Source organism: Pedobacter endophyticus, from assembly GCF_015679185.1.
Classification (GTDB): domain Bacteria; phylum Bacteroidota; class Bacteroidia; order Sphingobacteriales; family Sphingobacteriaceae; genus Pedobacter; species Pedobacter endophyticus.
In genome coordinates this window covers 2127450-2152134 of the sequence record NZ_CP064939.1, presented here as the reverse complement: position 1 = coordinate 2152134, position 24685 = coordinate 2127450, and the positions used below count along the sequence as shown (strand labels likewise).

Annotated in this window: 21 protein-coding genes; 10 read left to right on the top strand and 11 right to left on the bottom strand. The window is 44.0% G+C overall.

The features are described 5' to 3' along the window. Positions 1-2: 2 nt before the first annotated feature. Positions 3-806 (bottom strand): polysaccharide biosynthesis/export family protein, encoded by an 804-nt coding sequence (locus tag IZT61_RS08550; RefSeq protein ID WP_196100740.1) that lies wholly within the window; start codon positions 804-806, stop codon positions 3-5. A 206-nt stretch (positions 807-1012) separates the two neighbouring features. Between IZT61_RS08550 and IZT61_RS08545 the strand changes: the two genes are divergently transcribed. The 4 genes from IZT61_RS08545 (at position 1013) to IZT61_RS08530 (ending at position 4790) form a co-directional block, all read left to right on the top strand. Continuing rightward, a complete protein-coding gene (locus IZT61_RS08545; RefSeq protein WP_196100739.1) occupies positions 1013-2575 on the top strand; it encodes a glycosyl hydrolase family 28-related protein in 1563 nt (520 codons plus the stop codon). Positions 2576-2723: 148 nt separating this feature from the next. Further along, a complete protein-coding gene (locus tag IZT61_RS08540; RefSeq protein ID WP_196100738.1) occupies positions 2724-3173 on the top strand; it encodes an OmpA family protein in 450 nt (149 codons plus the stop codon). 412 nt (positions 3174-3585) lie between these two features. Next, positions 3586-4326 carry a hypothetical protein gene (locus IZT61_RS08535; protein WP_196100737.1) on the top strand — a complete coding sequence of 247 codons (741 nt, stop codon included), beginning with the start codon at positions 3586-3588 and terminating at the stop codon, positions 4324-4326. 11 nt (positions 4327-4337) lie between these two features. Continuing rightward, on the top strand, positions 4338-4790 hold the full coding sequence (locus IZT61_RS08530) for a hypothetical protein (RefSeq protein WP_196100736.1): 453 nt from the start codon (positions 4338-4340) through the stop codon (positions 4788-4790). 33 nt (positions 4791-4823) lie between these two features. On the opposite strand, the gene IZT61_RS08525 is transcribed toward IZT61_RS08530, so the two are convergent. Then, the gene (locus tag IZT61_RS08525) at positions 4824-5714 is read right to left on the bottom strand and encodes a beta-1,6-N-acetylglucosaminyltransferase (RefSeq protein ID WP_196100735.1); all 891 of its coding nucleotides are present in this window, start codon (positions 5712-5714) and stop codon (positions 4824-4826) included. Positions 5715-6845: 1131 nt separating this feature from the next. Here IZT61_RS08525 and IZT61_RS08520 point away from each other — a divergent pair. From IZT61_RS08520 to IZT61_RS08495, 6 genes are all read left to right on the top strand, one after another. Then, the gene (locus IZT61_RS08520) at positions 6846-7046 is read left to right on the top strand and encodes a hypothetical protein (RefSeq protein WP_196100734.1); all 201 of its coding nucleotides are present in this window, start codon (positions 6846-6848) and stop codon (positions 7044-7046) included. A gap of 110 nt (positions 7047-7156) precedes the next feature. Further along, on the top strand, positions 7157-8137 hold the full coding sequence (locus IZT61_RS08515) for a glycosyltransferase family 4 protein (RefSeq protein WP_196100733.1): 981 nt from the start codon (positions 7157-7159) through the stop codon (positions 8135-8137). A gap of 1 nt (position 8138) precedes the next feature. After that, positions 8139-10070, top strand: a complete 1932-nt coding sequence (locus IZT61_RS08510) for a glycosyltransferase (RefSeq protein WP_196100732.1) — start codon at positions 8139-8141, stop codon at positions 10068-10070. Further along, positions 10060-10668 carry a D-glycero-alpha-D-manno-heptose-1,7-bisphosphate 7-phosphatase gene (locus tag IZT61_RS08505; RefSeq protein ID WP_196100731.1) on the top strand — a complete coding sequence of 203 codons (609 nt, stop codon included), beginning with the start codon at positions 10060-10062 and terminating at the stop codon, positions 10666-10668. Before IZT61_RS08510 ends, IZT61_RS08505 begins: the two co-directional genes overlap by 11 nt. Continuing rightward, a complete protein-coding gene (rfaE2, locus tag IZT61_RS08500) occupies positions 10631-12124 on the top strand; it encodes a D-glycero-beta-D-manno-heptose 1-phosphate adenylyltransferase (protein ID WP_196100730.1) in 1494 nt (497 codons plus the stop codon). The genes IZT61_RS08505 and rfaE2 overlap by 38 nt, the downstream gene beginning before the upstream one ends. 262 nt (positions 12125-12386) lie before the next feature. Beyond that, the gene (locus tag IZT61_RS08495) at positions 12387-13505 is read left to right on the top strand and encodes a glycosyltransferase family 9 protein (protein ID WP_196100729.1); all 1119 of its coding nucleotides are present in this window, start codon (positions 12387-12389) and stop codon (positions 13503-13505) included. On the opposite strand, the gene IZT61_RS08490 is transcribed toward IZT61_RS08495, so the two are convergent. From IZT61_RS08490 to IZT61_RS08450, 9 genes are all read right to left on the bottom strand, one after another. Further along, the gene (locus IZT61_RS08490; protein ID WP_196100728.1) at positions 13411-14415 is read right to left on the bottom strand and encodes a glycosyltransferase family 9 protein; all 1005 of its coding nucleotides are present in this window, start codon (positions 14413-14415) and stop codon (positions 13411-13413) included. The genes IZT61_RS08495 and IZT61_RS08490 overlap by 95 nt on opposite strands. 401 nt (positions 14416-14816) lie before the next feature. Continuing rightward, positions 14817-15788 (bottom strand): glycosyltransferase family 2 protein, encoded by a 972-nt coding sequence (locus IZT61_RS08485; RefSeq protein WP_196100727.1) that lies wholly within the window; start codon positions 15786-15788, stop codon positions 14817-14819. Then, positions 15727-17502, bottom strand: a complete 1776-nt coding sequence (locus IZT61_RS08480) for a carbamoyltransferase family protein (RefSeq protein ID WP_196100726.1) — start codon at positions 17500-17502, stop codon at positions 15727-15729. The genes IZT61_RS08485 and IZT61_RS08480 overlap by 62 nt, the downstream gene beginning before the upstream one ends. Before the next feature lie 297 nt (positions 17503-17799). After that, entirely contained in the window at positions 17800-17988 is a 189-nt protein-coding gene (locus tag IZT61_RS08475; RefSeq protein ID WP_196100725.1) for a hypothetical protein, read from the bottom strand. A 207-nt stretch (positions 17989-18195) separates the two neighbouring features. Continuing rightward, on the bottom strand, positions 18196-19689 hold the full coding sequence (locus tag IZT61_RS08470) for an MFS transporter (protein WP_230383907.1): 1494 nt from the start codon (positions 19687-19689) through the stop codon (positions 18196-18198). A gap of 44 nt (positions 19690-19733) precedes the next feature. Then, positions 19734-20468, bottom strand: a complete 735-nt coding sequence (locus IZT61_RS08465) for a DUF72 domain-containing protein (protein WP_196100724.1) — start codon at positions 20466-20468, stop codon at positions 19734-19736. A 1773-nt stretch (positions 20469-22241) separates the two neighbouring features. After that, entirely contained in the window at positions 22242-22769 is a 528-nt protein-coding gene (locus IZT61_RS08460; RefSeq protein ID WP_196100723.1) for an RNA polymerase sigma factor, read from the bottom strand. Positions 22770-23028: 259 nt separating this feature from the next. Then, complete coding sequence (locus IZT61_RS08455) at positions 23029-23673, bottom strand: response regulator (protein ID WP_196100722.1); 645 nt, start codon at positions 23671-23673, stop codon at positions 23029-23031. Positions 23674-23679: 6 nt separating this feature from the next. Then, positions 23680-24684 (bottom strand): chemotaxis protein CheB, encoded by a 1005-nt coding sequence (locus IZT61_RS08450; protein WP_196100721.1) that lies wholly within the window; start codon positions 24682-24684, stop codon positions 23680-23682. Position 24685: the final 1 nt, after the last annotated feature.

Below are 24685 nucleotides of genomic sequence, written 5' to 3'. Positions count from 1 at the left end.
AACTATCTCGCTATACGGTCAATAATGATTGCGCCAAATGATAAGGCACTTAATAAAATAGGAATTAAAGTTGAGCTACGTGTTGAGCTAGACACTTTTGCCTTGTTTGCCTCCACGTAAACGATATCGTTCGATTTGAGGTAATAGTAATCAGAAGTGAAGATTTCGTTGGAGTTTAGGTTGATCCGTTTGATTTTTTTAACGCCATCTTCCTCCCGAACAATCATTACGTTATCTTTTCGGCCATAAATGGTAATATCACCTGCCTGTCCCAGTGCCTCTAGCAGCGAGATTTTTTCGTTCGGAACGTTTACTACCGATGGATGCGCTACTTCGCCTAAAACAGAAACCTTAAAGTTTAGCTGGCGAACGATAACGATCGGATCGACCAAAAGTTTTTTATCAACCAGATTTTTCGTAATCATTTCTCTGATCTCGTTGGTCGACATTCCGCTGATTTTTAAGGTGCCCAGAATCGGAAACTGGATGTTTCCCTGATCATTTACCAGGTAGCCGGGCGATTGAAGTGTGGCGCCATTTACCCCGCTGGTGCTTACAAATGAGTTGTTGGGCTTGTTAAAAACCTCGGTTGCGGCAGGGTTTAGGCTCGTTACGGCAATGCTGAGAATATCATTCGGCTGAATGAGATTTTTAGAAGAAAGGTTATTCGCTTTCAAAACAGCATCCTGTTGATCGATAAAATAAACCGTTTTTTTAGAGCTTGCACACGAGCTCAGGTACAGAATGATGATAAATAAGCAGCTTTTTGAAAGAATCTGGCGAATGCAGTTTTTAGTTCCGGTCATTTTATAAGTTATTAAGCTTTGTATAAATTGTTTACAATCAAATACTTAAATATAAAGTGTATCTTTATACCTAAGGCTTTTAAGCTAATAAATGACGGGAGAATCTAGAATTTCTATATATACTATACGTTTTTTATGCTGCCTTGGTTTTTAAATACAACAGAAAAAAAAATATAGCGTTTAAATTGCTTATAAAGTTAATAAATATGTCCCGATTTTTTTTAATTATTTCTCTTTGGTTGCTGCTGTGTAGCTGCAATAAAGAAAAAGTCATCAACAATGGCTTCAAATTCCAGAAGGTTGATACCTCTGACAACTATTTCCAATCGTACGGTTTGGCTGGCGATGGAATAACTGACGATACCGAAGCGCTTCAGAAGCTGGTAAACGATTCGGCTACCATTTATCTAAAGGCAGGAAATTACCTGATTTCCCAAACGATTGTACTTCGCAACGGCCTAAAATTTATAGGGCAGGAGGGAACCACAATTATTGCAGGCAGAAATATGCAAGGAACCCTGCTCCAAAATGGGCGCTTCTTATTTGCCAATGAAAGCAACAACATTTTGATCAGCAACGTTCGCTTTAGAAGCTCCGATCGCCGGTTCGAGTTTAGTGAATGGAACAATGCATGCATCTTCGTTCTAAATAGCACGAACGTTACCGTCGATAGCTGTTTCTTCGATTTCGAACTTTCTTATTCGTCTATTGGCATGGAGGCCGTTTGGATTAGTGGCTCAAAATCGAAACAGAATATCATTAAAAACAATAAGGTGCATACACTGGGCATAAAATATGCAGAAAATGGCGCCGACTTTACATTAGTTGAAAACAATGTGCTTACCAACGCCTATTCAAATGCCATTACCGCAAACGGAAATAATGCGGGTGATGAAATAGAGGGGTGCAAAGTAATTAAAAATACAATTTTAAATGCGGGCCGGATGGGTATCGAAGATTGGGGCAACACCAATGGAACGGTGATAGAAGGCAATAAGCTTACCGGAACCGGGGTCGACCCTGCTCAGGAACACGACGGTATCGGAATATCGGCCGTGGGCGTAAACGTAAATGTACTGAATAATGAAGTAACCAACAGCAGGCTTTACGCCATTGAGGCCCGAGGTAATTACGGCGTGCAGGTTACGGGCAATAAGTTGTTAAACAACCCGCTTTCAACAGCCATCATTCTCAATTTCACCTTCGATGCCCCCAAAGCAAATCTGGCCGCTGCAAAAGTGAGCGAAAACGAGATGGAGAACTGCGAAAAGGGCGTTCATATTTTTGGCGATTACCAGGCCGAGGTGTCCATTGAGTTAAACGTTTTCCGCGATGTCATAGCAAAGGCGATCAGTCTCGAATCGGGTTCCTCCACCTATAAAATCCAGGTGCTTAACAATAAATTCTTGTTTACAGTGAAGGCAAACAGCGATAGATATGCGTTTTTCAGTTATACCCATTACGAGCCCGGCGCTGCCAACCAAATTGTTTATGCCTCAGACAATTCAATTGAATATGCTGGCACAGCTTCAGGTGGCGCCGGAATCGATTTTGGATTTGTGATCAGAACCGATCGTGCCACCATTAATAATTTGGTGGTAAAGGGAAACAACAACCGAAACGCTGGCAACATTCCGGTTTTGGCAATTACTACACTCGGCGCAAGGCCCAACCAGTGTGTAATTACTAATAACCATATTTATGGAAGCGCAGTAGAATTGAATGGGTTTACAAACAGCGTTCAAAAAGACAACACCGTTGTAAACTAAACTAGCCAAAATGTATAATGCTGTTTAGTTTTACCCTTAATTGGTTTAAAGCCTGCACAGCGGTACAACCAGAGCGATTGTGGCTGAACTTTTTGAAAATCAGTTTGTTGGTTTGTATATAATTAATAGCAAACTAAAACCAAATTGTATGAAAACCAAGTTGATTGCCATCGTTGCTATGCTGTTTCTATTTATTGGTGTTAAGGCAAATAGAGACGAGCCAACGGTAAAAAAAGCAAAATATAGCGCAAGTGCGTTATCGGAATTAACCAAAAATTTAGAGTACGACTTTGATAAGCCTTCGCTAAGAACAGCCTATTATAAGAAGCTCGACCAGCTTGCCGACGCGATGATCAGTGATAATTACGCTGTATCGTTACGAGGGCACGCCGATGGTATTGGAGCCTACAAGTATAATTGGGTACTTTCTGACAAAAGAGCCATAAGCGTAAAAGATTACCTGGTGAGCAAGGGCGTAGAAGCAGACCGAATTGTAACTACGCCTTTCGGCAGCACGCTTCCCATTGCTAGTAACAAAACAGCCTCGGGCAGACAGAAAAATCGCCGGGTAGAGATTTCGTTGAAAAAGATGAGTTAAACGCAGTGTTAAATTTCTCGAGATACTCATCGGATGACTTTAGGCGACGTGCTAAGGTATTTATCTGATGATTACACCAACATTAGAGAAGTCAAGTTTTATAAACTTGACTTCTCTTTTTATAAACAACATGCTAATTTCGACACCTGCCGTCATTTCGAAGCGCTCCGCAGGAGCTCCTTTGGAGGAGAAATCTTTGAACTTCTCATCAAAAAATGCAATGGATCGTGTCCAAGTTAAACAAGACCGTGTCCAACATCATATAAGCCTTTGCAAAGTAATTTTGACCCATACAGTCATCGGATGAATTTAGGCGGCGTGCCAGGTATTCATCCGATGACTAACAGGTGTAACCGCTTGCCCACCGCAAATTGAGATTAAACTGGACTCGCTCCAAAAGTATTATCCATGCATGGTGAAATTAATATTAAATAGATTAAAAAATAGTAGCACCTTTGGAAAATTAATCCAACCATTTCAAAAGGTACAATTACCAGGCGGCGGCACCCTTAACTCACTTCAGGGCTTGCCAGATCTGTATTTTGGGTTTTCAACTCAAACATATGGTGGCACAAGTAGTAGTTATATGCTAGGAAGTACTCTCGGTGATGGCGGCCGAAGTTCAAAGATTGAATTTAATATTAGTGCAATGAATAACTCTTCACAGCTGTTTTTGCAAATGGCAACAATACACGAAGTTGGGCATGCATATTCAACGTTTTATGTTAAATCGGGGGTATATGGAAATCCTGTAGATACTACAAAATATTCTACCTGGGCAATGAATATTGTAAGCTTTGAAGCTGCTGCCTCAAGTCAGTCAGTGAATGGCAACTATTCCGACCATTCCTTATTTTTAGAGAATTATGTCGATAATTTTATTAAAATCTTAAAGGATATAAATGGTAGTAACTACACTGATAAGCAATATCAAATGGCAGCCCTTTACGGCCTAAATAACGCTGGTACGCCACCACCGAATTCGATATTTAACGGGATAAATGTTTATAACATTTATAAAGGCATACTAGAAAAATTTTACAATAATTTGTTAACCAAGTATGGAATCACAACTGCTGAGAGAGATGCTTTCTATCTAGATAATCTGGTCAACGTACCTGCAAGTAAAAAACTTCCTACAAATTGCCCTTAAAATATCTACTTATGAAAACCTTTTTTTTGATCTTTTTCTTTTTTCTTTTTGTAAGTAACTCCTACGCTCAGGAAGCCCGCAAAAAGATCTTTTTTCTAGCAGATACGACAAACATATCAAAAGCGAATATGTATATGGAAATAAAATGGGTTGATGTTTTTGAACAATCCTTTATTTTTTTCTGCAAATGCGCCCCTCCTTACAGAAGTTATGTTACTTTTTCTTATATAAACAAAAAAGGGAATAAGAAAGCCGAAATAGTATCAAGGAAGCCGAATTATCCCTACATCAGCTTTAAAGAACTGATGGACATGTCGGCCGAATGGTACAATTTCTTCGATAATAAGTATGACCTTTACATTACAGAGACTTTGCCAGGGAATAAATATAGGACGAATAAGGTAAGGTTTGTACCTCCAAGCTTGCCTACACAAGATCATGCAATCTTAAACGAAAAACAATAATGAAATATTATTAGTTAACTTGTTATAAACAGCTCAATCCCTGAACAAAATCTCCCGATCAATAAGATCCAGCACTTCTTCGTCTTTCTCCAGGTCGAACTTCCGTGCAAAAAGATCTTCGGATGAGGTGATATGCTCAAAATCAGATTTTTGGAGCACTTTCGGGTGTGCGCTTTTCGGGCTTTCCCATATTGTAAATCGCTTTTCGGTTTTTTCTATGCTATTCAACAATTTCTCGTCGGTGCTGTTACCAATGAGCATGTGGATAAACACTTCGTCAGCCACAAAAGTATGTCGGTGAAACCTTAAATATTCCGGGTGTTGTTCAACATAATCTACAATGTAATTGAGCGCATACATATCGAGGTTGATCCACGTTTCACCCGCGTACGGAAGCATTTGATCCGGCACACGCCGGCGCAGCAACGGAATATACCTCGAAACCAAATTCAGGCTTTTCGATAAAAACAGCTCGTACCATTTCGTGCCGAAGTAGTATTTGTCTACCCTATATAAGCCCCCTCTATCCTTACCCGGCCACTTGCTCATATTCGGAATCGGGAAAAAGTTAATAAAAACCGAATATGGCGAGTTCTCGAAAAACTCATTGATTTGTTTTTTGCTCTTAATCGGATAATCCTGCCCGCTGAGAAGTAGGATCCTATCAAAATGCTGTCCGGTCATTTTAATTGATTTTAAGCCGGCTAACAAAGGCAGTGTCAGGCCATATTTACCCCATTCCGAATTGTACCGCTCTAAGAACGTAACCTTATCGCCAAAGTCTTCAAGCGTTTTAAAAGGGCTAATATCTACCTTGCGATCGATATGGATAAAGAAGTGTGATAACTCGTCATTTAACCGATCCAGCAAACGGTAAATCTGTTTAGGCGACTTGTGTCCCATGATTAAATAGGCTTTCTTCATACTGTAAAAAAGGTTATTACGCTTTTATAATAGGTTTGATTTTTGACAGATAAAACAGGTTTCCATTCTGCTCACTAGTAAGGAAACCGCCTTCATAAGTCATATTAATTTGAACATTGTTAAGCCCCAAAGGTTTTCAGGGCGGCTTTGAATAGCCGAAATTGTAAAACGATTTTACAGCCGTGTAAACCCTTCCCTGTTAACGGCTGTGGTTTTTGCCCACCACGTCCTGCTGAATTTATTTCAGCACCTTTTAGGCTTTAAGCTACAAAGACCGAAACCAGTTCAGAAAGACGACCGTTCATAGTTGGCGTTTTAAACCTCACCCTATGAGTGGCGGTAGTTTTTGTTCTGCCAGTACATCCCTCTCCTTAAAGAGAGGGAAACCAAGGACCTTGCTTTGAACCCAACCCCTCATCGAAGGGGGTTTAAGCGGTAAAGATTCCGAAACCAGTTCAGAAAGACGACCGTTCATAGTTGGCGTTTAAACCTCACCCTATGAGTGGCGGAAGTTTTTGTTCTGCCAGTACATCCCTCTCCTTAAAGAGAGGGAAACCAAGGACCTTGCTTTGAACCCAACCCCTCATCGAAGGGGGTTTAAGCGATAAAGATTCCGAAACCAGTTCGGAAAGACGACCGTTCATAGTTGGCGTTTAAACCTCACCCTATGAGTGGCGGTAGTTTTTGTTCTGCCAGTACATCCCTCTCCTTAAAGAGAGGGAAACCAAGGACCTTGCTTTGAACCCAACCGCTCATCGAAGGGGGTTTAAGCGATAAAGATTCCGAAACCAGTTCGGAAAGACGACCGTTCATAGTTGGCGTTTTAAACCTCAACCTATGAGTGGCGGTAGTTTTGTGCTATCCTTTGTTCCCTCTCCTCAAGGAGAGGGAGAGCAAGTGCATTGCCATACGCCCAAACGCTCATAGGGAGAGGTTCTGTTCTTTGTTCCCTCTTCTCAAGGAGAGGGAGAGCAGCAACCTTGCTACAACCCCAAACATTATTAGGCAGAGGTTGCGAGAACTACTATTTTTTAATTCGGTAAATACGGGATTTACCAAACGTTGGTCGTAACCCAAAACTTTTGCAAACCGAAGTGGATTCTTAACATATAACCCTTAATACCTAAAACTATGAAAAAGTACATCTTAATGGTAGCCGCAGTGGCAATGTTTATGGCCTCTTGCAACTCTGATTCAAAATCTGGCGCATTAGATTCAACCAGTACTGATACCGCTATGACATCAACAACACCCGACACAACAATGCCAGATTCGACAATTGTTGACAGCAGCATGAGAGACAGCGGCACCACAACCACCCCAACGCCTTAAAGACTTTTAAGAGCGCAGTGTAACAGCCTTTACACTGAAGGCCAAACATGGTGCAGTAACATTATTTAAGATTCATGATAAGCATACCTATCAAGTAACGAACACGAAATATGTCGAATAATTTATCAAACGGACGCTTACGAGTATTTACATGGCACATTCACGGCAGTTACCTGCTGTATCTTTCGCAAGGCGATTACGACCTTTACATTCCCTATAACGATGAGCGATCAACAGGTTACGTAGGCCGGGGCGAAACATTCCCTTTTGGCGACAATGTGATTGAAGTTCATGCCTCCGAAGTCAGAAATATGGATTTCGATATTATCCTTTTCCAAACCGACGAAAATTACCTGATAGATCAGTACAACATTTTATCCGAATCGCAACGCACCTTACCACGAATTTATCTCGAGCACGATCCGCCCTGGGATCACCCAACCAACGCCCGGCATCCCGTTCGCGAGGAAGACGTGCTGGTGGTGCACGTTACCCATTTCAATGCCCTGATGTGGGATTGTAGCGGCTTAAAAACCCGAGTAATTGAACACGGTGTGTTGCCACATCCTTTTAGTTATCAAGGAAATAAAGAACGGGGCATCGTGGTAATTAACAATTTGCCCACCAGAGGACGCTTGCTCGGTCTCGATATTTTTGAGCAGGTACGGAAACAAATACCTTTGGATTTAGTGGGCATGGGTGCCGAAAGCTACGGCATTGGCGAAGTACTGCACCCCGATTTGCCGGCATTCGTTTCTCAATACCGCTTCTTTTTTAACCCGATCAGATATACCAGCCTGGGGCTTGCGGTATGCGAGGCCATGATGCTCGGTTTGCCGATTGTGGGCCTTGCCACAACCGAAATGGCCGTAAAGATCAAAAACGGCTATTCAGGATTTGTATCTACCAACGTTTCAGAACTGGTCGATTACATGCAAATGCTGCTCGAACAGCCAGCCACTGCACAGGAAATGGGCAGAAATGCACACGAACATGCCCGCCAAAAATTTGATATCAAGCGGTTTGCAAGCGATTGGAAACAGCTTTTCGAAGAAGTTGTGCGCAATGTAAACACCTACCAAATTAACTAACATGAAAAGAAAGATAGCATTTATCAGCGAGCACGCCTCACCACTGGCATTGCTTGGAGGAACCGACAGCGGAGGTCAAAACGTTTACGTGGCCGAACTGGCCATCCAATTGGCCAAAATGGGGTACGAGGTTGACATATTTACCCGCAGGGATCAACCAAAAGACAAGCAGGTAAACGAGTTTGCGCCAGGCGTTAGGGTAGTACTTATTACCGCCGGCCCGCCAACCGTTGTGGCCAAAGAAGAACTCCTTCCGTATATGCCCACCTTTCGAAAAGAAATGGAAAGGTTTATCGTTGATAACAACCTCAACTACGAGCTTATTCATGCCAACTTCTTCATGTCCGGAGTGGTGGCCATGGAGTTAAAAGAAAAGCTCGACGTACCCTTCGTTATTACCTTCCATGCCCTGGGCCATATCCGTTCGCTTCATCAGGGAGAAATGGACCGCTTTCCGGCCGAAAGAACAGATTTGGAGCGATTGATCGTTAAAAATGCCGATAAAATCATCGCTGAGTGTCCGCAAGATGAAAGCGATCTCATCAAATTCTATCAGGCAGCGCCCGAAAAAATTGTCACCATTCCTTGTGGCTTCAATCCCGAACATTTTTACCCCATTCCCAAAAAAGAGTGCAGGTCCATGCTAAACCTACCACACAACGAGCGGGTAGTGCTGCAGCTTGGCCGAATGGTGCGGCGAAAAGGGATCGACAACGTGATTGAAGCTTTTGCAAAAGTGAAGCTCAACCAACCTGCAAAACTTGTAATTGTGGGCGGCGAGAGCAGCGACGTTGAAAACGACCTCGAGCTTAATCGCCTTCGCGAACTGGCCCATAATCTTGGTATTTTAGATCAGGTACATTTTGTAGGCAGAAAAAACCGCGACGAGTTGAAATACTATTACGGCGCTGCCGATGTGTTTTTAACCACTCCGTGGTATGAGCCCTTTGGCATAACACCCCTTGAATCGATGGCTTGCGGAACCCCTGTAATCGGCTCGCGGGTTGGAGGAATAAAGCATACCGTTGTTGAGGGCGTAACCGGGTACCTTGTAGACCCTAAAAACCCCGAAGAACTGGCCGAAAAGTTGAACGAGTTGCTGCCCGATCAGGATCGCCTTTTTAAAATGGGCAAAAATTCCATCGAGCACGTAAGGAGGCATTTTACATGGCAGCAGGTAGCCGAGCAAATGGACGCCTGTTACAAGGCTATCCACGATCGGAAAATGGACGTGCAGAACGCGGAGCTGAATATGATTGGTTCTGCCTTTGAAGAAGCCGCTTACACCTTTCAAAAAACCGCGGCCGAACTATCCAGCCTGATTTCAATAGCTGGTTCAACAATGGCCAAAGCGCTCAAGGCAGGCCATAAAATCCTCGTTTGTGGAAACGGAGGTAGTGCCGCAGAAAGTCAGCATTTTGTAGCCGAACTGGTTGGTAGGTTCGAAATTCCGCACCGAAAAGGTTTGCCAGCCATTTCCCTCAACTCCGATACCGCAATAATTACGGCCTGGGCTAACGATTTTGGCTACGATGATATATTTGCCCGGCAAGTGCAGGCATTCGGAAGTGAAGGCGACATCTTACTGTGTATGAGCACCAGCGGAAATTCTGATAACATTATAAAAGCGATGCAAATGGCCCGTAAAAAAGGCATGTTCTGCATCAATATGCTCGGCAAAACGGGAGGGAAATCGCTCAATTACGGGCACCTTAACCTCGTGGTTCCATCAGATAGTACCCAAAGGATTCAAGAACTGCACCTCCATCTCGTACACTTGCTGTGTACCATTATCGAAAACCGTCTCTTTAACGCCCTTTACACCAGCAAAACTACTGCAAAAGAACGAACATTGGCCGTTAAAGGACAGGATGTTTTGCTTGGCGCCGATTATGCGTTGAACGGAAAAAGGTTAGGAAGCTATGGAAGTTAAGCCCGCTATTTTTTTAGATAAAGACGGAACCCTCATTCCCGATATTCCCTACAATGTCGATCTCAACCTGATTACCTTTAACCAAGGTGTGATCGAGGGATTACGGGAATTGCAAAAAGATTACCTGCTAATCATCGTTTCTAATCAATCGGGAATAGCCAAAGGGCTATTTACAGTAGATGCCTTTGAGGAGCTCAAACACGGATTACTCGATCTTTTTAAGGAGCATCAAATTAACATCAGCGGATTTTACTTCTGTCCGCATGATCCACATGGAACTGTAAAGCCTTATAACACCGTTTGCAATTGCAGAAAACCAGCCGAAGGCATGTTGTTAAAAGCCGCAAAAGACCACGCTATCGATCTGCCCAACTCGTGGATGATTGGCGATATCCTTAACGATGTGGAGGCAGGCAAATTGGCGGGCTGTCAATCCATTTTGATCGACAATGGCAACGAAACCGAATGGAGTTTAAACGGTAATTTGCAAAGAGTGCCCGATTTTATTGCAAGCGATTTTTTAGAAGCTGTTGAATTTATCAACCAAAAAGAAAGATTTTATGACTGGCAAAGCGACCAACATATTGAAAAGATTTAAATCAAAAAAGGTGCTTGTAATCGGCGAACTGATCGTTGATGTGTATGTACAGGGAACCTGCAGCCGCATTGCGCCCGAAGCCAGCGTCCCGGTAATTGATGTGCAAGACAAAAAATACTGCCTCGGCGGTGCCGCTAACGTAGCCGCAAATTTGGCCGCATTGGGGGCAGATGTATCTTTTTTAAGTGCTTGCGGTAATGATGATTATGCCATTACTGCTCATAACCTGTTAAAAACCGCAGGCTTAAAAACTGACCATATTTTTAAGGTAAGCGAGCGAACCACACTTTATAAAACCCGGGTAAGTTCAGATAGTCAGCTACTTGTTCGTTTTGATGAAGGCTCAACCCATGCCATTTCTACCGATATCGAACAGACGATGAAAACCGCACTCGAGCAATTATACCGCGAAGCCGACGCCGTTTTTATTGCCGATTATGGCAAAGGAATACTGGTTGATGCATTGATTGCTAAATTGGAAGAGCTGAGCGCCGAACAGCCCAAGGTAATGGCGCTAGATACCAAGAATTACCACCGTTACCTCAAACTGAAGCCCACAATTGTAAAGCCAAACTGTCAGGAGGCCAGTGTGCTAATCGGTCAAGGCGAAAATCCAAGACCCGATTTGCCGAAATGGAGCCAGCTCGGCGAAACGCTTTACGCAAAAACCGCCGCCCAGCTTGTGTTATTAACTCTGGATGCACAGGGCGTGTGCGCATTTGAAAAAGGTACCTTCAAATTTCATAAAGCGGTGCCGCAAGTTCAAAACCCGAAAGTTAGCGGCGCAGGCGATACCTTTTTAGCCACGGCACTAATGGCACTCGCAGCAAATGCCGATCTCGAAACCATGGTAAGCCTCGCCATTGCGGCGGCGCATCAGGTAGTTCAGCAGCCGCAAACGTCGGTATGTGCCCTTAGCGATTTGGCAAACCAAACTTCCGAGCCCGGTAAATGCCTCGAAAGCATTCAGGCAATTAAGGCATTGCGGGCCGAGCTCGAAAAAAAAGGCAGGAAGATTGTGTTTACCAATGGTTGCTTCGATATTCTGCATAGCGGACACGTAAGTTATTTGCGGGGCGCAAAGGCGCAGGGCGATGTGCTTATTGTTGGGTTAAATAACGATGAAAGCATCAGGCGGTTAAAAGGACCCGAACGGCCGATCAATAGCCTAAAAGACCGGATAGATGTTTTGTCGGAATTGAGCTGCATCGATTATATTATTCCTTTCGGTAAGGCGGGCGACGATACGCCGATTTCATTGGTGCAGCAGATCAGGCCGCATGTTTTTGTTAAGGGGGGCGATTACCGCGACAAATATCTGCCAGAAGAACGTACGTTGAAAAAACTTGGCTGTGAGATTATCTTTTTGCCAATGGTAGCCGATCGATCGACTACCAACATGATCAGCAAGATTAGGGAAAATGCCGTATTTGCCGCACCAATTGCGGTCAATTGAGGTGGGTTTGGCACAGGATGCTCCTGAATTCGTCATTTTGAACTGGAGCTTTTTCCCAAAGGAGTGTCTTTGGCACAGCTCAAGGAGAAATCCCCGCCTGCGTGGGGCAGGTTAGCTAAGTGCTGTGGATGGCTTGTGCTCCTCGGCAAGAGATATCTCTCCCGATGAAAAAATCGGGATTCGATAGGGCGGCGGGTGTGAGGTTTTCAATATGACGAGCCCGTACTCAAATTATTAACATAAAAAAATTACCATAACCACTATGGAATTTCGCAATTGCAAAAATATGCTGATCATCCGGCCAGACAATATGGGCGATTTATTGATGTCATCGCCGGCCATACGGGCAATTAAAAAAAGTTTCAATTGTAAAATAACCGTCCTTTGCTCTACCAAGGCCAGTGAAGTTGCCGCAATGATCGAAGAGATTGACGAGCAAATAGCATTCGATCTTCCCTGGCTGAAATTCGATTCGACAACTACCGAAAATGTAGACCATTTAATAGAAACTTTAAAGCAAAGATCCTTTGATGGCTGCATTCTTTTCAATGTGTACAGTCAAAACCCGGCTCCCTGTTTAATGCTGGCTTACCTTGCAGGAATACCATGTCGGGCCGCTTATTCAAGAGAAAATTTATACGGCTTGCTTACCCATTGGCTGCCCGATGACGAGCCATTTTCGTTAATCAGGCATCAGGTTGAGCGGGACTTAAATTTAGCGAGGTTTTTAAAGGCAGATGTCGCGGACGACACCATTAAAATTACTGAGCCGGTACCACAATCAGCCTTCGCATTGCTTGAGCGCTACGATTTCACTCCAAAAGGCTACTTTGTGCTGCATACTGGCGTATCAGAAAATAAACGTCAGTACCCAAAAGCACATTGGATTGTTTTAGCTAAACTGTTGATTGAGCAATACCAACTGCCTGTGGTGTTTACAGGTTCTGCCGCCGAAAGCAGTTTCGCCCAACGGCTGGTAAACGAAATTGGGCATGGAGCCATCAATTTGGCGGGTAAGCTGAATTTGCAGGACTTAACCGCTATAATTAAGCAGGCTAAATGTATGGTCAGCGTAAATACCGGGCCAATGCATCTGGCGGTAGCGCTCAAAACTCCCCTGGTTGCCCTTTACGCACAAACCAACCCACAACATACCCCTTACAAGTCTAAACATCGGCTTTTGGAGTTCAGCGTGCCCGAAGAACTGCGGAGCGCTAACCAAATTATCCGTGCCGTAAACGAAAAGTATTATGCGCAGAACATTCCATATCCAACCCCACAACAAGTTATTGAACAGCTGAGCGGGTTGGTTGACGAAGCAACCGCTGTAGCACCGCTTCCTGAACCAGATTTTCATCCGGATATTTTGTCCAGTCGATAGTGTAATGAAGTTCCTGATCAACCGGTGCCCATCGCTCCGGTTCGCCATCCATGCTGATTATCACACTCGGCACCTTTAGTCCCGCCGCAATGTGCGATATGCCTGTGCAGTTTGCAATCAAACCCGATGAGTGATTGAGCAGCACGCCCAGGGTGCCAAGATCAGTTTGTCCGGCCAAATTAAGCGGCTTGTATTTCATTTCTGCGGCCACCTCATCAGCAAGGTTTGCTTCAGCCTGGGTTCCCGTTAGTACAATTTGATAACCTTTGCTACAACAAAGATCGGCCATTTTGGCGAACGATTTTGTGGGCCATTGGCGCCATGCAGCCCTCGAACCGGCATGTGCGCAAATGTAACTTCGCTCCAGCGGGAAGTTTTTCTCAGCAAAGTGCGCTACGTCTTGCCCAAATAGCGGATATTCCATTTCTTTACGCAGCACCTCAAGCCCTAAAAACGACATCAGTTTTAAATGCCTCGAGCTTTCGTGGCCAAAGTTCGGATAGCGCATCAAAAACGGATTACTGGTCATTTCGTCCTCATCGAGTGAAAAACCAGCGAGGCATTTCGGCCTGAATTTCGCAAGCATTTCATTTACAATGGTGCCGTTACCCTGCATTTGTAATAAGAGATCGAACTTTCTTTCGCACATCATTGCAGAGAACGCTTCGAACGCAGTTTCATCAAAGGGTTGCTCTGGCAATCCCGGGTAGCCCGGGAAGGCAATAAACTCATCAAAATAATTCGGGAATCGATCAATAAGGGTTTTACTTCCGGGCAAGCCAATAAAAGAAATGGTAGCAGCCGGAAAGTTGGCTCTTAAATTTCTCATTGCCGGAATTGAGCATAAAATATCGCCCAGTTGCAGTGCCCTGAAAATTCCTATTTGCTTAATTTTTGTTTTATCAAACATGTTTAATAAAGAGTTTTAAAAGTTCGTCATCCGATAGCTATCGGATGACAATTGACAAGCTTAACTTAATAGCATTGACGCCCGCCTGGACCGGACGGGCAGGCAACAAAGGATCCCCAGCCGATACAACCCCGAACGCCAAATCCCCACTGCCAAAAAAGGCAAGTGATGGGGCAAGGGCGGTAACCTATAGGCTGCAGATTCTTTCCCGAGAAATCCTATAGTGTGGACACCTCTCGTTTTTTGGACCGTCATTCCCGCGCAGGCGGGAATCTTAATGCAAGGCACCCAGTTTTTGCTCATTAGGATCCCCAGTCAAGCTGAGGATGACGACCGTTCATAGAAAACGCCCTAAAAACATGTTGTCATCCGATAGCGACCAGATTCGACCGAAGCGCTCCCTAAAAAAGCAGCTTTTTAAATTTAATAATTCCGTAGCCCCGCCAATAAACCGAAACAAAGGGAATCAGCATTGAGGTAAGCAGCATTTCGGCAATATGTGTTGCCGATTTACGGGTTATTCTTATCCGCTTGTAAAAAAACCACCCCAGGGGAATAAGCATTAGCACAGCCGTCCACCGGGCTATTCCCTTGTTTTGCATACCTACTGCAATAACGGTGAGCAAGAATAGCGAAATAAACAAGTAATAGTTCCACAAGGGGCGAGGCTGTATCTTCTGGCGGTACAATTCGGGATATTTCTTAAACAGCAACACATCGTAAAGCCCTTTTTTCTGCTCCTTTAAGCTTACGCCCCAGGGCACTGTGCGCACGGGGTGCACAACCACTGCTGCACTGTTTCGCCTGATTGGAATGTTGCTGATGATGAGTTTAAATTCCAGATCAGAATCCTCTCTCCAGGCCAGAGCAAAACGCTCATCAAATCCGCCAACCTTTATTAATGCCTGTTTGGTTAAGGCACAATTGGCGGTAATAAATTCTGCAGTTGCTAAGCCCGCGGTGTTAAGTTCAAAATCGCTCGGCCGCTCGGGCAGGGGCACAATGGTTTTGCCTGTATAAGCAATAAGGGTTTCGAAGCGGTAAGCATCCAGTATTTCCCTCAACCAATTTTCTTCCGGCAGGCAATCGTCATCGGTAAAGGCAATAAGCTGGTACCTGGCCTGTAACCAACCCAGATTTCTTGCCGCTGCGGGCCCTTTTTTAATACTGCTTTGAATCAGGCTCAGCCTGAACTTAAAGTTTAAGTTTTTGAGTTCAGTTAGGTCGCTTTCGTTAAAGGGACCATCGTGAACAACAAGGACTTCAAAATCTGGTCCCGGCAAGCTTTGTTTTTCGAGCGATTGCAAACAATTAAGCAAAAGTGTCTGCCTGTTGTAAGTCGGAATAACGACCGATATCCGTTTTTGCGTCATTTTTTAATATTAGATAAGATCCCATAATTAAGGCGTCGAAAGGGGAGCCCCAAAAGCATTCTATTGCATCCCTTGGCGTACATACAATTGGTTTTCCCAGGGTGTTGAAAGATGTATTTACCAGAATAGGCACGCCCGTTTTCTCTTTAAAAGCTTTCAATAGCGCATAATAGGCGGGGTGTTGCGCTTCATTTATCGTTTGAATCCTTGCCGTTCCGTCGGTATGTCTAACCGCTGGAATTTTGTCGGCAACTTCCGGCCTTACATCGTGCACAAAAAGCATAAAAGGCGATTTTGTGGCATCCTTAAACCAATCATTCGCATCTTCCTCTAACACCACGGGCGCTACAGGTCTGAAATCTTCGCGATCCTTTACCTCGTTCAACCTGGCCTGCATATCCGGCGAAATCGGCGAAGCGAGGATCGATCTGCTACCGAGTGCCCTCGGGCCAAACTCCATTCTACCCTGGAACCAGCCAATAATCATATTCTCGGCCAATAGCGCAGCCACTTCGGTAGCCGGATCTTCCATTTTTTGGTGCGGAACTTTGGCCAGATTCAGAAAAGCTTCAATTTCAGCGTCGCTGTATGATGGGCCCCAATAGGCATGCTCCATTACAAAGCTTCGTTCGGTCGGTTTCCGCTCATTTACATCTACCTGCATGGCCGCCCCCAGGGCTGTTCCCGAATCGCCCGCTGCGGGTTGTACCCAAACCTGATCAAAGGCACTCAAATCTCGTATTCGTGCATTTAATACACAGTTGAGCGCCACGCCCCCGGCCATTACCAAATTTTTGCTTTTGGTGGTTTGTTGCAGCCAGTTTACCAGCTCGAGCACCGATTCTTCGAGCACGTATTGAAGCGATCGTGCCAAATCGAAATGAAAGGCCGTAAACGGCTCGTGCCTTAATCGGGCAGGGCCAAAGCGCTCAGTAAGGTTCTCGTTTTCAATGGTATATTGGCCCTTTTCACCAATCTTTATAATCTCTCTGAAATCTTTTATGAACTCCGGTTTTCCGTAAGAAGCCAGGGCCATTACCTTGTACTCGTCAGACGAGTGTAGGAAACCAAGATGAGTGGTAAGGTTTTCGTAAAGCAGGCCCAACGAATGGGGAAGCGGCACTTCAGCTATGCGTAGCATCTCATTTCCGTTGCCAATACCATAAGTGGTGGATGTTGTTTCTCCGCGGCCATCCAACGTTAAAATGGCGGCTTGCTGGTACGGCGAAGGATAAAAGGCGCTTGCCGCGTGGGCCACATGGTGCTCGACAAAATGCCACTGCCAATCGGCCGTTGTCGATCCGTAAAACCGCTTTTGCAAATGGTGGGGCCAGCCATCAACCAGTTGGGCAGGTGCATTTAAAATAGACGATAAAAATAAATTTTCCCAGGGGTTCTGTTCGCTGTCAGCTTGCAAACCGGCTGGCGAAAACGGGATTTCGCAAAAAGGATCCGTACGGTGTTCTGTCGGTATTAGCAAATAGGGGTCAAATGAGTAAGCAATATGATCTACCTGGCTCAAATGGATGCCGGCAACGCTGAGGCAATAATCTATGGCATGAAAAGGCAGTTCGTATGTGCTAAATGGAATCGGCCTCTTTCCGTGTTTAAAATGTGTGAAACGCTCTTCTTCTGCGGCGGCCAATAACTGGCCATCTTTTATAATACAAGCTGATGAATCGTGAAAAACTGCATTGATACCGAGTATGTACATTATGATTGAAACTTTAAATTATGACCAGAAAAACATTTTACGAAAAGACCCGATAGGTTCCTATCGGGTGGACACATCTTTGAAACATCGGTTTGCAAGCTGAAATCATCAAATCCGATAGCTATCGGATGACAACATGTTTTATGACGTTTTCTAAGAACGGTCGTCATCCTCAGCTTGACTGGGGATCCTAATGCGCAATAAATTGGGTGCCGAGCATTAAGATTCCCGCCTGCGCGGGAATGACGCGCAAGAACGAGATGTGTCCACACCATAGGGTAGGTTCGGGTCTTTATTTTACCTTGGTGGCATACGTTTGGTGGTGTCTCTCCGCATCGTATCCCGCATCGTTGTGTCGCGTTTTTTCGGGTCTTGCTTAGGCTTGTTTCTTTTCTCTGTTTTCTTTTTCGTGCTGTCTGGTCGGGTTTGTGCAAAAGTGCCAAAACTGAATACCGAGAGCAGCATTAACATCAGTAACTTTTTCATAGATAAGGATTTAATAGGTGAGAATTTATGTTTACTGAGAGAACAACGTTCAGATTTGGAATGTTTACAATTTGTTTATTTTTAACGGCCACCTATAAATAGGTTATGGTATTAACGTATTGATTATAAGTGATATAAACGCTTTTATTACGGTTAGGTGCAATTGAAAACAGGTATCTTGTAATTGCTTTCGGGTATTAACCGAAGTTAAGTGGCTTCCTGGTTGTTTCGGTTTAACCTGCGCCTGCTTTTTCTAACAATGGCACTCAACTCATCGTGAATGTCGATAATGTTGCCGATCAGGAAGTAATCACGCAGGTTATTCCTGATGCTGGTGCGCATAATTCGCCGCACAATCTTTCTCGGTACTTCGCCGAGTTCTTTTACCTTCATTAACAGATTTAACGATACGAGCGCCAAAAATGCGGCAATGATAAAGAGGAAGCTCCATTGCTGCAAACTTAATAAATGGTAGTTGCTGCTTAGTTTATCGGTTGCCCAGTTGATGTTTATCGAAAGCGTTTTGTTAAGAAAAAAGGCAGCCAATGCCCCACCCGCCAATGGGCCGAGCGATGAAGAAATGGCAACCACAATATTTTTTACCGAAAGAAATACAATTGCATCTCGTTTGGGTGCCAGTTTAAGGCCAATGTTGGTAATAGAGAGATTGATGCCTGCATTTGCCACGCCCATTGCGATATGTATTATGGCGAGAAAGGCCAGGTTTACGGCCAGCTGATTGATTACGCCAACGTAACACCAGCCAATAAGCACCACAATGTAAATTGGCGCCGCGAGCGAAATAATACTCTTGTTGCTATACCGATCAGAAAATTTGCCCCAGATGTTGATAGTTAAGATGCCCGCAATCTGGCTGATTACGTTTAAAATAATGATGTATGATAGCGGCAATTTAAGCGCAGTAAGCATAAATACGGATAAAAACGGGTTGGCAATGTTGAGCGCAAACGACCAAAAGGAATTGAAGACCAACAGGCGCCTGAAATTTTGGTTCCGTAGGGGAAGCTTAAACACTTGTACAATGTTATTTTCGGAAACATGCGGATAGGGCTCAGCAACTTTAGATAAAATATAGCCTCCTATTAAACCAACAACGCCCGCTGCGCCGAAAAAGCAAGCGTACACCTTGAGCTCATTTTGTGGCGCACGTGCTTTTACCAGATCGAGTATCAGGGCGATTACGATGCTCAACACCACGTTTAAGATTTGCGTGTACCTGCCCCGGCGGGAAAAATAAGTGCCCAGCATTTGTTCAGGAATCATGTCTTTCATCCACGAATTCCAGCTGGGGCCGGCAATAGAACCAAAAATGTAATGCATGCTCAGCATGGTGGCAAGAAATACGAACGAAAATTCGTTAAACACAAAAATGCCCAGGCCAACTATAATCAACGGGATGCGGGCAAGGTAGGCGCATATAACGGCCACGGCCCTCCGGTTGTGGTATTTGCTTACCAACCAAACCGATAATAGTTGCAACACATTTGTAGCAAGGGGCAACGATGCCAGGATCCCGATTTCGAAGTTGTTGGCGCCGAGCAACAGGGCAAGTGCAACCAAAAAGGTGCCGCTGGTTAAGGCGGTCATGGCTTCCGCAGTAAGGCCGTCCCAAATCACTTTTTTGAGGCCATCTTGAATTTCGGCTTCCGAGAGGTATTCCTTTGGCTTAAAGTTCATCATACCGTATCTGTAATTTGCCAGTGCAGTTGTTATGGCTGGCGCTGTTATTCATCGCCCAGCATTTTTTTAAACGCTATTGCATTAAACGCTGCGTAGGCCAGTTGGTCGTTGTCGAAATAAACGTACAGGTCTTTTTTTTCGCTTAACCATTTTGCGCATTGCGTTGCCCAGGCCAGTAAATGTTCATCGTTATAATCGCCCTGGTATTTTTCTGTCGGCCCGTGTAGCCTGATGTAAACAAAATCGGCCGTAGCAACAATGGGCGATTGATGTCCGCCGAGGTGATAAATGCAAAAAGCACAGTTATAGCGCCTAAGCAGCTCATAAACTTCATCGCAATACCAGCTCGGCTCCCTAAATTCGAATGTGTAGCGGTAACCTTTGGGTAAAGCGCTTAGAAACGCCTCGAATCGCCCGGTATTCAATTTCCATTTTGGGGGAAGCTGAAAGAGTATGGGTCCCAGATTTTCGCCGAGTGTAGCACAGCGATCTAAAAAATTAACGAGCTCCCGGCTTTCTACGTTTAGTTTTTTTAAATGGGTAAAGTAGCGGTGTGCCTTTACTGCAAAAACAAAATCGGGGGGCACGGCGGCTTTCCAGGCTGCGTAATTTTCTATCTTCGGTTGCCGATAAAATGAATTGTTTAATTCTACGGTGCAAAAGTTTTTGGCAAAGTGTTTAAGCTGGTTTTGTTTCTTAACATCCGCAGGGTAAAACGTATTGTCCCAATGTGGATATTTCCATCCCGATGTGCCGATAAAAGCTTTTCCAGATTCCATTGAACCGCGATATAAACTGTTTTAAAAAAGAGAAGGAGGTTTTGCACCCGTCGCTCTATTAAAAAACCATAACAAAATGCGAATGGTTTGTGTAAAAGTGAGAAAACGCAGTAGACTGGATTTGATGTTGTCAGTGTGGGTTTTAATTTTCAGGAAAAGATCAATATGAGTGACGTTTGCAATTTGGTCGTTTTTGCTATATGCGCCATGCGTCCCCCTTCGAAGGGGGCAGGGGGATGATTTCCAAAAAATCCTCTCCCGACAATGATACTGCTGTTTTTTCGTTATCGCAGCCCTTCCGAATAAGCTCGGAACAGGTCTCCAAAGAGGGACAATTAGACAGTGCGTTAAACCAAGAGCAATAAACGTCGATGGTAGGCACAGCCGATCCCGACTTCTCGGGAAAGCATCCCTTACCTATTCCCAGTGCTCTTAGTTGACTCACTTACCCTCTTTTGGGCCATGGTTTGTTGGCGTTCTGCGTTTCATCGCTTGGGGATCCTTCCCAGAAGTATCGGGACATGCGTTGCACTACCATTGATGTTTTCTGAAAACATTAAAAAAATCGTCATTTCGACCGAAGTGGAGAAATCTTTGAACCTTGAATAAAGATTTCTCGGCTACGCTCGAAATGACGACGCCTCTTAGCGTATTTTTTTAAAAACAACGTCAATCATATTGATTTTTATGCAATAAATTAAAACTCAGGATGACAGCTTAAAACTCGTCATCCCAACTCCATTGTTTTCAAAAACTGACCTACCAATGACAGCACTGGTTTTGTCATGCTGAGGAACAGCCTGTCCCGATTTCTCGGGAAAGCATCTGTAACCTACTTCGCACCGCTCTTGCCCACCCACTTATCCTCTCTGGCAGTGGGTTGTTAGCGTTCTGCCATTATCGCTTGGGGATCCTTCCCCGAAGTATCGGGACATGCGTTGCACTACCATTGGCGTTTTCTGAAAACATTAAAAAAATCGTCATTTCGACCGAAGTGGAGAAATCTTTGAACCTTGAATAAAGATTTCTCGGCTACGCTCGAAATGACGACGCCTCTTAGCGTATTTTTCTAAAAAACAACGTCACTCATATTGATTTTTATGAAATAAATTAACCTCAGAATGACAGCTTAAAACCCGTCATCCCAACTCCATTGTTTTTTCAAAAACTAACCGCTGAGGACGACCACCGTTCTTGGAAAACGCCATAAAATAATGTTTTGATTATCAAATCAGCTTAACAGAAGCAAAAGCGGCAAAATCAATCAATTTTATAAAAGTGCCTCCACGGGCATTTAAAAGTACCTCGGAGCACTAATTTGCTGCTCAGAGGTACAAAAAGGTAGCTCAGAGGTACAAAAAGGTAGCTCGGAGGTACTAAAAGGTAGCTCGGAGGTATTAAAAGGTAGCTCGGAGGTACAAAAAGGTAGCTCGGAGGTACTAAAAGGTAGCTCGGAGGTACAAAAAGGTAGCTCGGAGGTACTAAAAGGTAGCTCAGAGGTACAAAAAGGTAGCTCGGAGGTACAAAAAGGTAGCTCGGAGGTACTAAAAGGTAGCTCAGAGGTACTAAAAGGTAGCTCGGAGGTACAAAAAGGTAGCTCAGAGGTACTAAAAGGTAGCTCAGAGGTACAAAAAGGTAGCTCGGAGGTACAAAAAGGTAGCTCGGAGGTATTAAAAGGTAGCTCGGAGGTACTAAAAAATTGGTCTGTTCATTAAACTGTGTGGATCTGTTTAGTAACCTGTGCTATCGTTTAATTATTGACAGGCCCCGATGTTAAAAAGACTCATTCGGGTTACTTGCATGATAGGTTTTAAGGTGCTTTTTAAGTATTTCCCTGGCCATGTGGATGTGCGTTTTTACTGTTCCGAGCGGAATGTTCAGCTCTCCGGCAATTTCGCTGTATTTGTAACCCTCAAAGTAGCGTAAAAATGGATATCGGTACACTTCCGGAAGCTGATCAATCGCTTTATGTATATCATCCATCACCATTTTACTGGTGCAGGAATTGCCAACGGCTCCGTATAGCATCGACTGATCGGACAGGTCGTGGTCGTGATCAATTACCGCTCTCGATCTGGTAATTTTATGATAGGAATTGATGAAGGTATTGCGCATAATCATAAATAACCAACCTTTAAAATTCGTTCCCTTTTCAAACTTTTCGCTGAAACGAAATGCTTTGATTAACGTTTCCTGAACCAGGTCGTCAGCATCATCAATGTTTTTGGTAAACTTTAATGCATTCGACCTCAACATTCTCATGTGGCTATTAATATTGTTGGCAAATTTTAAGGTATCCATAGGGTCTGATTTTATTAAAAATCAGCAACAAAGCCTATTCCATAGCAAATGCAATTTTTTGGCTGCGAAATATACCTGCTAAAAGTAAAAAAGACTTTGCAGTGAACCTACGAAGCCTTTTCGTTTAAAACCGCCAAATGATGATAAAAAGCACTTAAAGTATTTATTTTTATTAAAACAGTACTTTTCACCCTTTTTAGGTATTAATAACGGCGATTTGTTGTTCAAAAATTCAGAAAAAGTGAACAAAAACAGGACACTAATTTAGATAGCCGTTTACTACTGCAAAGCGAATTAAGGCCGCTGTGTTCTTCGAGCCCGTCTTATCTATTAATGTTTGGCGATGCCCCTCGATGGTTCTTTTACTCAAAAACAATTTATCGGCCATTTCTTGATTGGTAAAGCCCTCTGCAACCAAATGCAACACCTCAATTTCGCGCATCGAAAGGTCAATTTGCTGGTTGTTCTGCTCCGATTGCAAGGTTTGGATATAGCGATCCAGTACTTTTTGGGTCAGTTCGGCACAAAGGTATTTGGTGCCCGCCGAAACGGTCTTTAGCGCAAATACCATTTCATCTTCGTTCACATTCTTTAACAAATAACCGTTGCTTCCCTCATTAAAGGCCTGCGCAACGTATTTTTCATTGTCTAGCATCGACAATACAATGGTTTTGATCTGAGGATGCTTCAGTTTAAGCTCTCTGATGAGGTTTATGCCGTCCATTTCGGGCATGTTGATATCCGTTAGCACAATATCGGGCACAATCCCGGCTTCAATTTGTTCGAGCACTTCAAGGCCGTTTGCAGCCTCAGAAATTACCTGAACATTGGGCTGAGATTCCAATAGCATTTTGATCCCATTTCTAACGATGATGTGATCTTCAGCCAATATGATTTTTAACATAGTTTTTTAGTTTTGATCCAAAGGCTTACTCACGTCCGTAAGTAGATCTTTTAATCTATCAATGTGAATTTTAAGGTCCGACGCTCTGTTTTGTCTATCGTTGGTTAATGCAACCGGTTCGTTATAGCGGCTATCATAAGAAAGCAGGAAGTTTCTTCTTTCCTCCATCATCCGTATGGCTATCCACAGGGTTTCTTCCGTTTTTTCAATATAGCTGGTTTGCAGCACATTTTCAGAAAATACGTGGCCGGTAAAACATCGAAACCTTGCTACGCCGTGTTCTTCAATTTTGGTGAGCATCCCACCACAATCGGGGCAGGTGAAAGGGGTAGGATCACCAAGTTCACTCGTTTGCTCAAAGCCACTCGCCATCCGGATGGTAATTTCCGATTCTTTTTTAATACGCTCGGGAACGTCCGAGGGCTTGCAACTTTCCCTCGAATACCTGTCGGCCAAAATGTAGCCCATATCATCAACTGACACCCGGTAATCGACATCGATATTTTTGATTACACTGCGTGGCATATCGGCAAACTCCGCTTCGCTTGGTTCTTGCACAATACAGGTTCCACCGGCATCTTTAATGGCTATCATTCCCGAGGTGCCATCATCAAGGAGACCGGTTAAAATTATTCCAGTTACACAAGAATCGTAAGCTGCAGCGGCGGTGCGGAAAAGTACATCAATTGCCGGCCTCCAGTGGTTTTCTTTAGCGCCCTTTGAGATCAGGATTTTGCCTTGAACAAGCATCATGTGCGCATCAGGTGGCGCTAAATACACCATCCCTTTCTTAATTACCGTTTCATTATTTGGTATTTCGACAGGGAGTTCTGATCTTTTATTCAGGATGGAAAGCACCGTATCTGTAACGGTTTCTTTACTGAGATGGATTACGATAAAGATGGCTGCATCTATATCCTTCGGCAAAGTGGTAAGCAGTTTAGAAACTGCAGCTATACCGCCGGCAGATGCTCCGATGGTTATTATGTTATTTATTTCAAGTTCTTTCATT

Bases quoted from the DNA above. Each gene is read 5' to 3' on its own strand.
- IZT61_RS08550 (WP_196100740.1), bottom strand. From the start codon at position 806: ATGACCGGAACTAAAAACTGCATTCGCCAGATTCTTTCAAAAAGCTGC.
- IZT61_RS08545 (WP_196100739.1), top strand. From the start codon at position 1,013: ATGTCCCGATTTTTTTTAATTATTTCTCTTTGGTTGCTGCTGTGTAGC.
- IZT61_RS08540 (WP_196100738.1), top strand. From the start codon at position 2,724: ATGAAAACCAAGTTGATTGCCATCGTTGCTATGCTGTTTCTATTTATT.
- IZT61_RS08535 (WP_196100737.1), top strand. From the start codon at position 3,586: ATGGTGAAATTAATATTAAATAGATTAAAAAATAGTAGCACCTTTGGA.
- IZT61_RS08530 (WP_196100736.1), top strand. From the start codon at position 4,338: ATGAAAACCTTTTTTTTGATCTTTTTCTTTTTTCTTTTTGTAAGTAAC.
- IZT61_RS08525 (WP_196100735.1), bottom strand. From the start codon at position 5,714: ATGAAGAAAGCCTATTTAATCATGGGACACAAGTCGCCTAAACAGATT.
- IZT61_RS08520 (WP_196100734.1), top strand. From the start codon at position 6,846: ATGAAAAAGTACATCTTAATGGTAGCCGCAGTGGCAATGTTTATGGCC.
- IZT61_RS08515 (WP_196100733.1), top strand. From the start codon at position 7,157: ATGTCGAATAATTTATCAAACGGACGCTTACGAGTATTTACATGGCAC.
- IZT61_RS08510 (WP_196100732.1), top strand. From the start codon at position 8,139: ATGAAAAGAAAGATAGCATTTATCAGCGAGCACGCCTCACCACTGGCA.
- IZT61_RS08505 (WP_196100731.1), top strand. From the start codon at position 10,060: ATGGAAGTTAAGCCCGCTATTTTTTTAGATAAAGACGGAACCCTCATT.
- rfaE2 (WP_196100730.1), top strand. From the start codon at position 10,631: ATGACTGGCAAAGCGACCAACATATTGAAAAGATTTAAATCAAAAAAG.
- IZT61_RS08495 (WP_196100729.1), top strand. From the start codon at position 12,387: ATGGAATTTCGCAATTGCAAAAATATGCTGATCATCCGGCCAGACAAT.
- IZT61_RS08490 (WP_196100728.1), bottom strand. From the start codon at position 14,415: ATGTTTGATAAAACAAAAATTAAGCAAATAGGAATTTTCAGGGCACTG.
- IZT61_RS08485 (WP_196100727.1), bottom strand. From the start codon at position 15,788: ATGACGCAAAAACGGATATCGGTCGTTATTCCGACTTACAACAGGCAG.
- IZT61_RS08480 (WP_196100726.1), bottom strand. From the start codon at position 17,502: ATGTACATACTCGGTATCAATGCAGTTTTTCACGATTCATCAGCTTGT.
- IZT61_RS08475 (WP_196100725.1), bottom strand. From the start codon at position 17,988: ATGAAAAAGTTACTGATGTTAATGCTGCTCTCGGTATTCAGTTTTGGC.
- IZT61_RS08470 (WP_230383907.1), bottom strand. From the start codon at position 19,689: ATGATGAACTTTAAGCCAAAGGAATACCTCTCGGAAGCCGAAATTCAA.
- IZT61_RS08465 (WP_196100724.1), bottom strand. From the start codon at position 20,468: ATGGAATCTGGAAAAGCTTTTATCGGCACATCGGGATGGAAATATCCA.
- IZT61_RS08460 (WP_196100723.1), bottom strand. From the start codon at position 22,769: ATGGATACCTTAAAATTTGCCAACAATATTAATAGCCACATGAGAATG.
- IZT61_RS08455 (WP_196100722.1), bottom strand. From the start codon at position 23,673: ATGTTAAAAATCATATTGGCTGAAGATCACATCATCGTTAGAAATGGG.
- IZT61_RS08450 (WP_196100721.1), bottom strand. From the start codon at position 24,684: ATGAAAGAACTTGAAATAAATAACATAATAACCATCGGAGCATCTGCC.